Annotated in this window: 12 protein-coding genes; 3 read left to right on the top strand and 9 right to left on the bottom strand. The window is 68.8% G+C overall.

The features are described from left to right. Window positions 1-187: 187 nt before the first annotated feature. On the bottom strand, window positions 188-1,423 hold the full coding sequence (locus HWX76_RS09340) for an MFS transporter (RefSeq protein ID WP_089488372.1): 1,236 nt from the start codon (window positions 1,421-1,423) through the stop codon (window positions 188-190). Window positions 1,424-1,828: 405 nt separating this feature from the next. Here HWX76_RS09340 and HWX76_RS09335 point away from each other — a divergent pair, with 405 nt between their 5' ends. Further along, window positions 1,829-3,502, top strand: coding sequence for a methyl-accepting chemotaxis protein (locus tag HWX76_RS09335; RefSeq protein WP_176015715.1), 1,674 nt, complete (start codon window positions 1,829-1,831; stop codon window positions 3,500-3,502). A gap of 21 nt (window positions 3,503-3,523) precedes the next feature. On the opposite strand, the gene HWX76_RS09330 is transcribed toward HWX76_RS09335, so the two are convergent. The 4 genes from HWX76_RS09330 to HWX76_RS09315 are packed head-to-tail and all read right to left on the bottom strand — an operon-like array spanning window position 3,524 to window position 8,420. Continuing rightward, the gene (locus HWX76_RS09330; RefSeq protein ID WP_050018179.1) at window positions 3,524-4,399 is read right to left on the bottom strand and encodes an HlyD family secretion protein; all 876 of its coding nucleotides are present in this window, start codon (window positions 4,397-4,399) and stop codon (window positions 3,524-3,526) included. A gap of 12 nt (window positions 4,400-4,411) precedes the next feature. Next, entirely contained in the window at window positions 4,412-4,615 is a 204-nt protein-coding gene (locus HWX76_RS09325; protein ID WP_006476212.1) for a DUF1656 domain-containing protein, read from the bottom strand. Continuing rightward, window positions 4,612-6,816, bottom strand: coding sequence for an FUSC family protein (locus HWX76_RS09320; RefSeq protein WP_050018178.1), 2,205 nt, complete (start codon window positions 6,814-6,816; stop codon window positions 4,612-4,614). Before HWX76_RS09320 ends, HWX76_RS09325 begins: the two co-directional genes overlap by 4 nt. 14 nt (window positions 6,817-6,830) lie before the next feature. Further along, on the bottom strand, window positions 6,831-8,420 hold the full coding sequence (locus HWX76_RS09315; RefSeq protein WP_080334427.1) for an efflux transporter outer membrane subunit: 1,590 nt from the start codon (window positions 8,418-8,420) through the stop codon (window positions 6,831-6,833). A 157-nt stretch (window positions 8,421-8,577) separates the two neighbouring features. On the opposite strand from HWX76_RS09315, the gene HWX76_RS09310 reads away from it, so the two are divergent. Further along, complete coding sequence (locus HWX76_RS09310) at window positions 8,578-9,519, top strand: LysR family transcriptional regulator (RefSeq protein WP_124557261.1); 942 nt, start codon at window positions 8,578-8,580, stop codon at window positions 9,517-9,519. Window positions 9,520-9,636: 117 nt separating this feature from the next. Next, the gene (locus HWX76_RS09305) at window positions 9,637-9,789 is read left to right on the top strand and encodes a hypothetical protein (protein ID WP_162838134.1); all 153 of its coding nucleotides are present in this window, start codon (window positions 9,637-9,639) and stop codon (window positions 9,787-9,789) included. 61 nt (window positions 9,790-9,850) lie between these two features. Here the strand turns inward: HWX76_RS09305 and HWX76_RS09300 are convergent, their stop codons facing one another. From HWX76_RS09300 to wrbA, 4 genes are read right to left on the bottom strand one after another with little or no spacing between them, the layout of a single operon-like run. After that, window positions 9,851-10,681 carry a metallophosphoesterase gene (locus tag HWX76_RS09300; RefSeq protein WP_176015714.1) on the bottom strand — a complete coding sequence of 277 codons (831 nt, stop codon included), beginning with the start codon at window positions 10,679-10,681 and terminating at the stop codon, window positions 9,851-9,853. Window positions 10,682-10,706: 25 nt separating this feature from the next. Next, window positions 10,707-12,128, bottom strand: coding sequence for an FAD-binding oxidoreductase (locus HWX76_RS09295; RefSeq protein ID WP_050018174.1), 1,422 nt, complete (start codon window positions 12,126-12,128; stop codon window positions 10,707-10,709). Between the two features lie 18 nt (window positions 12,129-12,146). Then, entirely contained in the window at window positions 12,147-12,539 is a 393-nt protein-coding gene (locus HWX76_RS09290; protein ID WP_050018173.1) for a DUF2069 domain-containing protein, read from the bottom strand. Further along, entirely contained in the window at window positions 12,536-13,156 is a 621-nt protein-coding gene (gene wrbA, locus HWX76_RS09285; protein ID WP_050018172.1) for an NAD(P)H:quinone oxidoreductase, read from the bottom strand. The genes HWX76_RS09290 and wrbA overlap by 4 nt, the downstream gene beginning before the upstream one ends. Between the last annotated feature and the right edge of the window lie 13 nt (window positions 13,157-13,169).

Here is a 13,169-nt window from a genome sequence, read left to right as displayed (position 1 = left end):
CGCTCGCGAACGGTCCAGCTTCGGCGATTCGTTGGCAACTCGGCAGCCAAGCGCATACGAAATCCTTTTAAACAGTGCCCCAGTCATCAAAGCGAGGCGCTTTTCAACAGCCTGCTAGCCGCCGTCTCGTCTTTTCCGTTCAAACCGCTCGACCGGCCACGGTGCGCACGCCGCGGCCGGTCGTTCGTCACGCCTTTTTGCGCCCGCTGCCTTCGAGGTTCGGCAGGAACACCGTCAGCACGCCGATCAGCGGCAGGAACGAGCACACCTTGTAGACGAACGGGATGCTCGTCGCGTCCGCGAGCTGGCCGAGCACGGCCGCGCCGACGCCGCCCAGCCCGAACGCGAAGCCGAAGAACAGGCCCGCGACCATCCCGACCTTGCCGGGCATCAGCTCCGTCGCATAGACGAGGATCGCCGCGAACGCCGACGCCAGCACGACGCCGATGATCACGGTCAGCACGCTCGTCCAGAACAGGTTCGCGTACGGCAGCAGCATCGTGAATGGCGCGACGCCGAGGATCGACACCCAGATCACGTACTTGCGGCCGATCCGGTCGCCGACGGGCCCGCCGATCAGCGTGCCGGCCGCCACCGCCGCGAGGAACACGAACAGGTGGATCTGCGCGGCCTGTACCGACAGGTGGAATTTGTCGATCAAATAGAACGTGAAATAGCTGTTGATGCTCGCGAGGTAGAAGTACTTCGAGAACACGAGCAGCACCAGCACGCCGATCGCGCCCATCACGCGGCCGCGCGACAGCGTCGGGTGGCCGGCCGCCACGGCCTTCTTCTTCATCGACGGATGCTTCTTGTACCAGTGGCCGATCTGCGTGAGCACGATCATCGCGACGAGCGCGGCCGCCGAGAACCACGCGATGCTGTGCTGGCCGTGCGGAATGATCACGAGCGCGGCGAGCAGCGGCCCGAGCGCGGAGCCGGCATTGCCGCCCACCTGGAACACCGACTGCGCGAGCCCGTGCTGGCCGCCCGACGCCATCCGCGCGACCCGCGACGATTCGGGATGGAACACCGACGAGCCGCAGCCGACGAGCGCCGCGGCCACCAGCAGCATCGGGAAACTCGACGCCGCCGACATCAGCAGCAGCCCCGCGAGCGTGAAGCCCATGCCGACCGGCAGCGAATACGGCTTCGGACGCTTGTCGGTATAGAGGCCGATGAGTGGCTGCAGCAGCGACGCGGTGATCTGGTAAGTGAGCGTGATCAGGCCGATCTGCGCGAACGACAGCGCGAACTGGCTCTTGAGCATCGGGTAGATCGCGAGGATCAGCGACTGGATCATGTCGTTGAGCATGTGCGAGAAGCTGATCGCGCCGAGCACCGGGTAGACGGTGCGGGCGACGGGCGGTGCGGACGGCTGAGCGACGGCTGGGCCGGCGCCGGAGTCGAGGCTGGTTTCCATGTGAGCTGAACGAGTTGAGGTGGCTGGCGCGCTCTGTTGGGGATCGGCGCGTGGTTGATTCGTTGATGCGTCAAAGAAGTGTAATGTGGCGTGTCACGAATGTCCTGCCAAGTTTTATCGCGAATCGGACATTCGTCGGACGGATCGGCCGATGCGTGCTTTTTTGGACGGGTATAACGCTGGCGGTGCGTTCGCCGCTTCAGCGGGGCCGCGCCGGGGCCCGGTGCGTGTTTTTCCGGACTCAAGAAACGGCGGTGGCGGCCGTAGAACGACCCAATGACAACACGCGCGCTGCGCCTGGCCCCGGCTACCCGCCGGGCGGGCGCCGGACGCGCGGCATGGCCTGCCATCGCGGGACCGCCGGACCGACCTTTCCGGCAGCGTGATCCATACGGGGATAGTTCGATGAAAGCAGCATCTTTGCATCCACAGCCCGGTGCGGCGGCCGCCGCATCCGGTGTTGCCGCCGGTCGTGTCGCACGGCGTGCGCGCGCGGCGCGTCGCGAGCGTCGGCCGTGGACCGTCAAGGCGACGTTGCGCGCCGCATTCGCGATCCTGCTGGCGGGCACGCTCGCGATCGGCGTGTTTTCGCTGTGGCAGATCAGCCGGCTGAACGCGTCGATCGCGTCGGTCTACGAACAGGGTCACGTCGCGAGCCGGGCGGCGGCTGAAGTCCGCGCCGAGGTGCTGCGCGCGAGCCGCGCGCAGAAGATGCTGCTGACCGCGACGACCGCGAAGGAGCGCGACGAACTCGGCGCCGAGGTGAGCGCGGGGCTCGCGTCGATCGGCCAGGCACTCGGCACGCTGCAGCGCTATGCGGATCCGGCCGATGCCGGCGATTCGGCGCGGCTGCACGCGTTCTCGACGGCGGTCGGCACGTGGAGCACGCATCTGCGCGATTTCGTCACGCTGGTGCGCGCGCAGCCGCTCGACCTGTCGCAGATGAACTGGCAGGTCGGCACGCAGGACGTGTCGCTGCTGGTCGAAACCGGCAAGCTCGAAAAACTCGTCGCCGAACTCGTGAAGACGCGCGGCGAGAAGTCGAAGGCGACGCTCGATGCGTCCGCCACCATTTTTTCGTCGTCGTTCGCGATGATCGCCGCGATGACGGCCGCATTGATCGTGCTGGCCGTCGTGATCGCCGAGCGCGTCGTGCGGCGTCTCGCGTCGCAGCTCGGCGGCGAGCCCGCGCTCGCGAAGGAGATCGCCGCGGACATCGCGCGCGGCGACCTGACGCGGCCGATCGCGCTCGGCCGGCACGATCGCGGCAGCATGGTGCGCGCGCTGGCCGAGATGCAGACGGGGCTCGCGGCCACCGTCGGCGAGATCGCGGTGAGCGCCGAGGCCATCGCGGCCGCGTCCGGTGAAATCTCGACCGGCAACCTCGACCTGTCGCGCCGCACCGAACAGCAGGCCGTCGCGCTCGAGCGCACCGCGGCCAGCATGGAGCAGCTCACGTCGACCGTGCGGCAGAACGCTGAGAATGCGCGTCAGGCGAGCTCGCTCGCGGCCAATGCGTCGGCGGTGGCGGAGACGGGCGGGGAGGTCGTCGGGCGCGTGGTCGCGACGATGAGCGAGATCGACGACAGCGCGAAGAACATCCGCGACATCATCGGCACGATCGAAGGGATCGCCTTCCAGACCAACATTCTCGCGTTGAACGCGGCGGTCGAGGCCGCGCGCGCCGGCGAGCAGGGGCGCGGTTTTTCGGTGGTCGCCGGCGAGGTGCGGCTGCTCGCGCAGCGCTCGGCGACCGCGGCCAAGGAGATCCGGGAGCTGATCGGCGCGTCGGTCGAGCGCGTGGCCAACGGCGCGGCGCTCGCGCACGACGCGGGCCGCACGATGGGCGACGTGGTGCGCGCGGTCAAGCGCGTGACCGACATCATCGGCGAGATTTCGGCGGCGTCGGACGAGCAGAGCGCGGGGATCGACGAAATCGGCCGCGCGGTCACGCAGATGGATGCCGGCACCCAGCAGAACGCGGCGCTCGTCGAACAGGCGGCGGCTGCCGCGAACGCGCTCGACGAGCAGGCTCAGGCGCTGAAGGCGCTGGTCGGGCGTTTCCGCATCGCACACTGAGCGTGCGGCGCGCTCCGGCGCTTACGACTTCTTCTGCTTGTCCGGATCGATGATGACCGTGCAGGTCGTGCCCGCCGACAGCACCACGTCGGCCGGCACTTCGTCGATCCGGATGCGCACCGGCACGCGCTGCGCGAGGCGCACCCAGTTGAAGGTCGGGTTCACGTCCGCGACGAGGTCGCGGCTTTGCGGGTTGTCGCGATCGTAGATGCCGCGCGAGATGCTTTCCACATGGCCCTTCATCACGCCGCCGCTCATCAGCCGCATTTCGGCCGGCGCGCCGATCTTCACGCGCGGCAGCTTGGTTTCCTCGAAGTAGCCGTAGACCCAGAACGAATGGCTGTCGACGATCGCGAGCTTCGCCTGGCCGGCCACCGCATAGTTGCCCTTGAACGTCTGAAGGTTCGTGATGTAGCCGTCGACCGGCGCGACGACGCGCGTGCGTTCGAGGTTGAGCTTCGCGGCGTCGAGCGCGGCGATCGCCTGCTGGTACTGCGCATCGGCGCTCGACGCGCTGTGCGCCGCGTTCTCGCGGTTTTCCTTCGACACGACGAGCGCATCGAGGTCCGCGCGGCGGGCCGCGTCGTCGCGGCGCATCTGCAGTTCCGCGCGACGGGCAGCGACCGCCGCCTGCGCCTGCTCGACCGCGATCCGGTAGTGCGACGGGTCGATCTGCATGATCAGGTCGCCTTTCTTCACGAGCTGGTTGTCATGCACGGGCAGCTCGACGATCGCGCCCGACACGTCCGGCGCGACGTTGACGATTTCGGCGCGCACGCGCCCGTCGCGCGTCCACGGATCGTCCATGTAGTGCACCCACAGCGAGCGCCCGATCAGGATCGCGACGAGAAGGATGACGGCGGTCGCGACGAAGCCGAAGAGTTTTCTGAGCATCATGATGGTTCGGAATCAACGGTAAACGGCAAGACTCAGTCCGCCGCAAATGCAGACGAGAAGGCAGGCCCGGAACAGCGACGGGTGCCAGACAAGGCGATAGAGGCCCGTATAGGCGAGCAGGCGGTCGACGGCCCAGGTCGCGATCGCGCCGAGGACGAACATCAGCACCACCGTCGGCATGTAGGCATCGAGAATGGCGATTTCACGCGGCATCATGACGAGGCTCCTGGTTGGGGACGCACGGGGCGGTTGCGGTTGAGCGGCTCGAGCGGCGATTCCGGGTCGAGCAGCGCGGTCCGCACGAAATGCAGATGGCTCAGGATGCGCTGCAGCCGGTGGCGTTCTTCGCGCGACGGCTCGACCGCATCGAGCGTCTGCCGGGTCGCGTCGATCGCCGCATTGGTCGCGGCGAGCGTCGCGTCGAAACGTGCTGCGCTCGGCTTCGAGAACAGCGCCGACAGCGCGCTGCGCATCGTCTCGATCGCGCGCCGCCACGGCATCGCGCTCGCATAGCGCGGGTCGGACGGCAGCGTTGCGAGCTCCTGGCGCAGGTCGATCGTCGCGTTGCCGGCTTCGAGCACCGCGAACATCCAGCGCAGCGCGTCGCGCTGCACGTCCGGCTGGTCGGCCGACAGCGTGTGCGCCTGGTACATCAGGTCGCGCGCGCCGCTTTCGAAGCGCGTGCGCAGGCCCACGAGCCGCGCGTGACCGGCCGCGACGGCCTGGTGGCGCAGGTCCGCGAAGAGGCGCTTCTTGAGCCACGGCGCGGTCGGCGGGAACAGCACCGCGAACGCGATCGCCGACGCCAGCATCGCCAGCACCAGCGCGAGCGAGTCGTTCATGAAGCTGGTCGGATCGTAGTGCGTGATGTTGTCCGGGCCGGCGAGGAAGCTGAAGAAGATCAGGTAGCCCATCCCGTAGCCGGCGAGCTTCGGCTTCAGCGTCATGAAGATGCCGATCGCGAGCAACGGCGCGAGCGCGACGCACAACAGCGGAAAACCGTCGATGTGCGGATAGATGCCGAACGTCAGCAGGAAGCCCGTGCAGATCGCGAGTGCGGTACCCATGCCCATCTGCGCGGACATCGCTGTCGGGCGCGGCGTCGACGACGCGAGCGCGCAGGTGGCCGCCGCCGTCAGCGTCATCGTCACGCCGCTCGGCCACGCGGTCTCGATCCAGAACCAGCCGAGCACGAGGATCACGGTCGCGGTGCGGATCGCCGCGATCACCATCGCCGTCGCATTGGTGCGCGGCTCGTAGCGCTCGATCCAGCGTTCGCGCTCGTGGGTCGCGGTCGACAGCGACGCGTAGGTGGCCGCGTACTCGTGCAGGTCGGTGATGAAGCGGTAAAGCAGTTCGGCGGCCGTATCGAAGTCGAGCAGCGGAAAGTCCGGCTGCGTCTCGAGCGCGGCGCGCGTCGCGCGGATGCGGCGCGGCAGCGCGTCGCGCCACGCGAGCAGTTGCGCGGCCGCGTGGCCGGCATCGGCCGACGTGCGCACCGGTTCGCCGGCGGGCGTCAGCAGCAGCGGCGCGATCTCGCGAAAGTACGGCTCGATCGCGTCGATCGCGGCCTGCGCGCCGGCCGCATGCAGCCGGTTCATCAACTGGTGCAGCGCATGGAAGCGGCTCGACGCGCTCATGAACTCGCTGTTCAGCCGCGCGAGGCGGCCGCTGCGCATCCGCGTGTCCGGATCCTCGAACACGGCCATGCTGCGCGCGGCCTCGAACCCGACCACGTCGGCGACGAAGCGCGTATGGATGGTTTCGATATGCGCGCGGTCGAGCTTGCCCGACAGCGCCGCCGCGACGTAGTCGACGAAGCTGCCGAAGCGCTTGCGCACCGTCGTGCGCATCTGCTCGCCGGTGGTCTGCGGAAACACGAGCGCGCTGACCACGCCGGCCGACACGATCCCGACCATGATTTCGGCCACGCGCGTCATCGCGCTCATGAATGCGCCGTCCGGGTGCTGCGACGCGGGCAGCCCGATCAGCGCGGTCGTGTAGCCGGCCAGCAGGAAGCCGTAGCTGCGGAAGTTGCGGTTGCGCGCGGCGCCGGCCGTGCACAGCGCGACCCACAGCGCGACCGCCAGCAGGAACAGTTGCGGCTGCTGCGGGAACAGCCCGACGAAGGTGAGCGTCGCGATCAGCCCGAAGATCGTGCCGGCGACCCGGTAGAAGCTTTTCGCGAGCACCGCGCCGCTTTGCGGCTGCATCACGATGAACACGGTCGTCATCGCCGTTTTCGGCGCGGGCAGGTCGAGCCGCATCGACACGCCGGTCGCGATGAACGCGGCGAGCAGCGCCTTGAACAGGTAGAGCCACGCGGCGCCGTCGGTGCGGGCCCAGTCGCCGAACGCGTCGGTCCAGGCCGCGAACGGGCCGTCGACGCGCGGGGAAGCGGGGGAGGAAGCTGACATGGCGGCGCTCCGCGTTACCGTGCGGCCGGCGCGGCGCCGCCGGCGGTTGCGACCTGCGCGGGCCGGGCGGCGGCTGCCGCGGGCTTCGCGGCCGATGCGGCGGCTGGCGCGGCTACACCGACGGTGGCCTCATCCTTCGGCGGTTGGCCGCCCCGGACATCCGTCCCCGTCTCGACCCCGCCGCCGAGCGCGGCCATCAGCTGCGCGTGTGCGGCGAGGCGTTCCGCGTCGATGCGGGCGGCCGTCTCCTGCGCACGCAGCAGTTGCTGTTGCGCGACCAGCACGTTCACGTAATCGGTCAGCCCGCGGCGGAAGCCTTCGCGGGACAGTTGATAGCTGCGATTGTTGGCCGCCACCGACCGCGCGGCGTCCTTCTTCTGCGTATCGAGCGAGCGGATCCGCACGACCTGGTCGGCGATGTCCTTGAGCGCGCCGACGATCGTCTGGTTGTAGCGCTCGACCGCCTGGTCGTAGCCGGCATTCGCGGCGCCGAGCTGTGCACGCAGCCGGCCGCCTTCGAAGATCGGCAGCGACAGCGCGGGACCGGCCGTCCAGCCGCCGTTCATCGCGCGCAGGAAGTCGGTGAACGGCGCGGTCACGCCGAAGCCGCCGACCGTCGCGAGCAGGTCGATGTTCGGGTAGAACGACGCCTTCGCGACGTCGATGCCGCGCGCCTGCGCGTCGACCGTCCAGCGCGCCGCGACGACGTCCGGGCGGCGGCCGAGCAGGTCGGCCGGCATGGCCGACGGCAGGCCGGCCGGCGCCTCGAGCGCCAGCTGCGGCCGCTTGATCGCGTCGCCGGCGCCGGGACCCTTGCCGGCCAGTGCGGCGAGCTGGTGGCGCGCGAGCTGGATCGCTTCCTCATAGCTGTCGATCTGGCGCTCGTAGTCGGGCAGCGTCGATTCCGCCTGGCTTACGTCGAGCTGCGTGCCGAGGCCGGCCTGCAGCCGCTTGCGCGCGAGATCGGCGAGCGAGCGCTGGCGTTCGTACGTTTCGTGCGCGAGGTCGAGCAGCGCGTAATTCATCGACATGCCGACATACGCGCGCACGACGTTGACTTCGAGTTCGAGCTTTGCCGCCCGCGCGTCGGCGGCGGTCGCATGCGCGGTGTCGAGCGCACGCTCGGTTGCGTTCTTGTCCTTGCCCCACAGATCGAGGTGATACGACAGGCCGAGCGTGCCGGTGTTGTTCCAGGTGTCGGTATCGGCGAGCGGCCCCGGGCCGTAGTACACGTTGTCCGGCCAGTGCTGACGCATCAGCGACAGGTTGCCGTTGATCTGCGGCAGCTCGGCCGAACGGGCGACGCGCGCCATCGCCTGCGCTTCCCGCACGCGGGCCTCGGCCGCCGCGAGGGTCGGGTTGCCGGCCTGGGCGGCGGCGATCCACGCATCGAGCTGCGGATCGCGGTACGCGCGCCACCAGTCGGCGGCGGGCCAGCCCGCGTCTCGGTCGGCCGCGCGGATGGCCGCGCCGGCGTCGAGCGCGTTCGCTTCGATGCGAGTGGACTGGGTTTTGTTGTCGCCCATGCTCGCGCAACCGGCCATTATTAATGAGACTGCAAGAACCGCCAGTGCGAGCGTCCCTTTTGTCGCCGGAGACTGCACGATTTTCTCCCTTTCGGATATAGATGAGTCGGAGGCGATTATATTTTTCAGCGATTCCTGAATAAACGGACAACGGTGCAAGTCATTTTTACGAATCCTGAGATAATATTTGTTGGACCCTGTGCAACAATCCTTGCGGATTCACACGGGTAATCGGATGGATACGTTACAAAACATGCGGGTATTCGTCCGCGTGGTGGACGCGGGAAGCTTTACCGCCGCCGCCCAGCAGATGAATTCGACCACCGCCTACGCATCGCGCGCGGTCTCGGATCTCGAGGCCCACCTGCGCACGCGCCTCCTGAACCGCACGACGCGCCGGATCGCGCTGACCGAAGCCGGCGAGCGCTATCTGCAACGCTGCGAACAGATCCTGGCCTATGTCGACCAGGCCGAAGCCGAGGCCGGCGACGCGCATGCGCGCCCGTCCGGCAAGCTGAAGGTCCATTGCTTCACGAGCCTCGGCCAGCACTACCTGGTGCCGGCCATCGCGCGCTACCGCGAGCGCTATCCGGACGTGCACGTCGAGCTGACGCTTGCGCAGCGGATGCCCGACCTGCTCGACGAGGGCTACGACGTCGCGATCGTCGTCGGCCGCGATCTGCCGGATTCGGGGCTCGTGTCGCAACGGCTCGGCGAGAGCTACAGCGTCGTGTGCGCGTCGCCCGGCTATATCGAGTCGCACGGCTTGCCGCAGCGGCCGGCCGATCTCGCGCAGCACGTGTGCCTCGGGATGGTCGCGCCGGGCTTTCACTTCGACGAGTGGGCGCTGGCGGGGCCGAACGGCGACGAGGTTGTGCCGATCACGGCGCCGCCGTTCCGCGTGAACGTCGCCGAGGCGCTCGCGGTGGCCGTGCGGGAGGGGATGGGCATCGGCGGCCTGCCGCTCTATTCGGCGATCGGCTGGCTGCGCAGCGGGCACATCGTGCGCGTGATGCCCGAGTACCGCTCGCACGTGATGAACATCTACGCGCTGTATCCGTCGCGTCAGTACCTCGACGCGAAAATCCGGACCTGGGTCGATTTCCTGCGCGAAGAGGTGCCGCTCACGCTCCAAGCCGACGAAGCCGCGCTCGAACAGTTCACGCGTGCGACATGACCGCGCGGTCGACCGCGATCTGACGAGATTTGTCCTTCACGCAACATTTTTTTACGAACGTGTGTCAGACAGTTTGATACTGTTGGAATTAACGAGATACACCACACCGGAGTAGCGATGGATACGCACCTGATGATCGGCCTTGGCGTCCTGCTGGGCGCGGCTGCCGCCGCGGCGGCGACCCGCGACCTGCTGCGTGCGATGAAGGCGAAGGCGCAGCTCAAGCCCGTGCCGGTCCGCGTGCGCGAGCCGCGCCGCCCCGGCCGCTGATCCCGCGGGCGTCACGCTTCAGGTCGGGAAGGCCGTGCGACGCGGCCGCCCGGGCCGGCGCTCAGCCGAGCTCGACGACCTTGTCCCACGCGAACGCGGGGTTTTCCCATTCGCGGGTGCGCCGGTGAAAGTAGCCGCGCGGATTGCACACCACGCGCGTGCCGCCGTCCGCAACGTAGTCGAATGACGTATGCGTGTGGCCGTGCAGCCACAGATCCACCGGCGGCCGCACCAGTTCCGCCATGTCCGTGACGAACCCCGCGGAAGCCAGATCTTTCGCATAGCGTTCCGCCAGCGAGCGCCGGTGCGGCGCATGATGGGTGACGACGATCGTCCTGCCCGCGAACGGCGCGGCCAGCTGCGCTTCCAGCCATGCGCGGCCTCGCCGGTGCAGCGCGATCGCGTCGGCCGGCGCGAAATCCCGTTCCGGCGCCGCGGCTGTCGGATGCACCGCCGCGTCGTGCGGCCAGGTCACCTGGATCAATCCCTTGAAATCGAGCATCACGCGCAGCCCGGCGTCGGTCGCGCGCGCGACGCTGGCTTCGTCCCGGCCGAACAGCGAAAAATCGGCCCACAGCGTCGTGCCCAGCACGCGGAAGCGTTGGGCGGGATCGACGTAGACACCGTTGTTCAGGTAATGCACGTTGTCGAGCGCATGCGCCGCGTCGCGCATTGACGATTCCAGCGCGCCGAATTCCCCGTCGTAATACTCGTGGTTGCCGGGCACGTAGATCACCGGCACCGCCGGGTCGAACGTCTCGGCGGCCCAGCGCAGACCTTCCGCGTGATTGTGGATGTCGCCGGCCAGCACGACGAGATCCGCGTCGGCATGCGGGATCGCGTCGGGCAGGTTGTTTTCGAGATGCAGGTCGGACAGGACGCGGACTTTCACGGGCGTGGCTCCTGAGTGGGCGGCTTCAGCGCAGGACCTTGCCGGGATTCATCAGGCCGCGCGGGTCGAGCGCGGTCTTCAGCGTGCGCATCAGCGTCGTTTCGACCGGCGACTTGTAGCGCTGCGCGTCGTCGATCTTCAACTGGCCGATGCCGTGCTCCGCGCTGATGGTGCCGTGGTGACGGTGCACGTTGTCGTAGACGATCCGGTTGATCGGCGCCTGGAACGCTGCGAGGAACGCCTTCGGATCGCCGCCTTCGGGCATCTGCACGTTGTAGTGCAGGTTGCCGTCGCCGAGGTGGCCGAACGTGACCATGCGCGCGCCCGGCGCGGCCTGCTGGATCGCCGCGTCGGTCTCGTCGATGAAACGGGCGATCGACGAGATCGGCACCGCGATGTCGTGCTTGATGTTGAGCCCTTCGTCCGCCTGCGCGAGCGGGATGTGCTCGCGCAAGTCCCAGAACGCACGCGACTGCGCGAGGTTCTCCGCGACCACCGCGTCGACCACGAGCCCGGCCTCGAACGCTTCTTCCATCAGCTTTTCGAACAGCGCGCGCGCATGCGCTTCGCTTTCGTTGTCGGACAGCTCCAGCAGCACCGTTTGCGCATGCGTCTGCGCGAACGGGTAGCGCAGTTGCGGATAGTGCTTGCCGACCAGCTGCATGCAGAAATCCGACATCAGCTCGAAGCCGGTCAACAGCGGCCCGGCCGCGCGCTGCGCGAGTGCGAGGAAATCGAGCGCCGCGTGCGGCGATTCGAGCGCGGCCAGCGCGGTGACCTGCGCGGCCGGCAGCGGATGCAGCTTCATCACGGCCGCGGTGATGATCCCGAGCGTGCCTTCGGCGCCGATGAACAGGTCGCGCAGGTCGTAGCCGGTGTTGTCCTTGCGCAGGCCGCGCAGCCCGTCCCAGATCTCGCCCTGCGGCGTCACGACCTCGAGCCCAAGGCACAGCTCGCGCGCGTTGCCGTAGCGCAGCACTGCGGTGCCGCCCGCATTGGTCGACAGGTTGCCGCCGATCGTGCAGCTGCCTTCCGCCGCGAGGCTCAGCGCGAACAGCCGGCCGCCTTCGCGGGCGCGCGCCTGCACGTCGGCGAGGATCACGCCGGCTTCGACGGTAATCGTATTGTTGTGCGGATCGAGCGCGCGCACGCGGTTCAGGCGCGCGACGCTCAGCACGGCCTGGCTGCCGCTCGCGTCGGGCGTCGCGCCGCCGGCGAGCCCCGTGTTGCCGCCCTGCGGCACGAGCGCGACGCCGTGCGCGTTGGCGAGCTTCACGAGCGCGGCGACTTCGGCCGTGTTCGCGGGCCTCAGCACCGCGCACGCGGCGCCCTTGTAGCGGCGGCGCCAGTCGGTCAGGAACGGTTCGGTATCGTGCGGATCGGTCAGCACGTGGTCGGCGCCGATCGCGTCGCGGCACGCGGAAACGAAAGCTTCGGAGGACATCATCACCTTGTCGCGTAAGGGTCAGGACGCGGCGCGCGGTTTTTTCGCCGCGCGCTTGAACGGCGCGACGTAGGCCAGCGCCGCCACGAAGAAGCCGACGGCAAGCAGGGTCTCGCACCAGCCGAGCGTCGCGGACAGCCCGCGATCGGACATGCCGCGCACGATGCCTTCGGCCAGATAGACGAGGATCAGCATGCTCGCCCACTGCATCGTATAGATGTTACGCCGCCAGACGCCGGGCAGCGCGAGCGCGAGCGGCACGGCCTTGAGCATCAGCGCGGAGCCGCCGGGGCGCAGCGGCGCGAGCCACAGCTCCCATGCGAGCGACAGCGCGATCAGCGCGACGAGACACGCGGCGGCGGCCAGCGCGTAGCGCGGCCGGGCCGCGACGGCGGGGCGGGCGGGGGCGGTCATGCGGCTTCGGCGGCCTGCGCGGCGGAAAGGGCCGCGGCGGCGCGCGCGAGCCGTACGCCGAGCGCGGCGGCAAGCGCCTTCTCGTCCGCCGACAGCCCCCCGGGCGCCGCGCGGTCGTGCTGCGCGACGTGCGACGCGCCGTACGGCGTGCCGCCGGTACGTGTCGTGCTGAGGGCGGATTCGGTGTACGGGATCCCGACGATCATCATCCCGTGATGCAGCAGCGGCAGCATCATCGACAGCAGCGTCGACTCCTGGCCGCCGTGCAGGCTGCCCGTCGACGTGAACACGCTCGCGGGCTTGCCGGTCAGTGCGCCCGATAGCCATTGCGGCGTCGTGCCGTCGAGGAAATACTTGAGCGACGCGGCCATGTTGCCGAAGCGGGTGGGTGAGCCGAGCGCGAGGCCCGCGCATTCCTCGAGGTCGCGCAGCTCCGCGTACGGCGGGCCGTCGGCCGGGATGTCGGGGGCGGTGGCTTCGCAGACGGCCGACACGGGCGGCACGGTGCGGATGCGGGCCTGCATGCCCGGCACGCTGTCGATGCCGTTCGCGATCGCGAGCGCGAGATCGCGCGTGGCGCCGTGACGGCTGTAATAGAGGACGAGAATGTCTTTCATGGGCGACGGAGCC

The organism is Burkholderia sp. BCC0398 (genome assembly GCF_902833245.1).
GTDB classification, from domain to species: domain Bacteria; phylum Pseudomonadota; class Gammaproteobacteria; order Burkholderiales; family Burkholderiaceae; genus Burkholderia; species Burkholderia sola.
Note: the sequence above shows the minus strand (reverse complement) of the source record. Positions and strands in the feature narration are given on the sequence as shown.

Bases quoted from the DNA above. Each gene is read 5' to 3' on its own strand.
- HWX76_RS09340 (WP_089488372.1), bottom strand. From the start codon at position 1,423: ATGGAAACCAGCCTCGACTCCGGCGCCGGCCCAGCCGTCGCTCAGCCG.
- HWX76_RS09335 (WP_176015715.1), top strand. From the start codon at position 1,829: ATGAAAGCAGCATCTTTGCATCCACAGCCCGGTGCGGCGGCCGCCGCA.
- HWX76_RS09330 (WP_050018179.1), bottom strand. From the start codon at position 4,399: ATGATGCTCAGAAAACTCTTCGGCTTCGTCGCGACCGCCGTCATCCTT.
- HWX76_RS09325 (WP_006476212.1), bottom strand. From the start codon at position 4,615: ATGATGCCGCGTGAAATCGCCATTCTCGATGCCTACATGCCGACGGTG.
- HWX76_RS09320 (WP_050018178.1), bottom strand. From the start codon at position 6,816: ATGTCAGCTTCCTCCCCCGCTTCCCCGCGCGTCGACGGCCCGTTCGCG.
- HWX76_RS09310 (WP_124557261.1), top strand. From the start codon at position 8,578: ATGGATACGTTACAAAACATGCGGGTATTCGTCCGCGTGGTGGACGCG.
- HWX76_RS09305 (WP_162838134.1), top strand. From the start codon at position 9,637: ATGGATACGCACCTGATGATCGGCCTTGGCGTCCTGCTGGGCGCGGCT.
- HWX76_RS09295 (WP_050018174.1), bottom strand. From the start codon at position 12,128: ATGATGTCCTCCGAAGCTTTCGTTTCCGCGTGCCGCGACGCGATCGGC.
- HWX76_RS09290 (WP_050018173.1), bottom strand. From the start codon at position 12,539: ATGACCGCCCCCGCCCGCCCCGCCGTCGCGGCCCGGCCGCGCTACGCG.
- wrbA (WP_050018172.1), bottom strand. From the start codon at position 13,156: ATGAAAGACATTCTCGTCCTCTATTACAGCCGTCACGGCGCCACGCGC.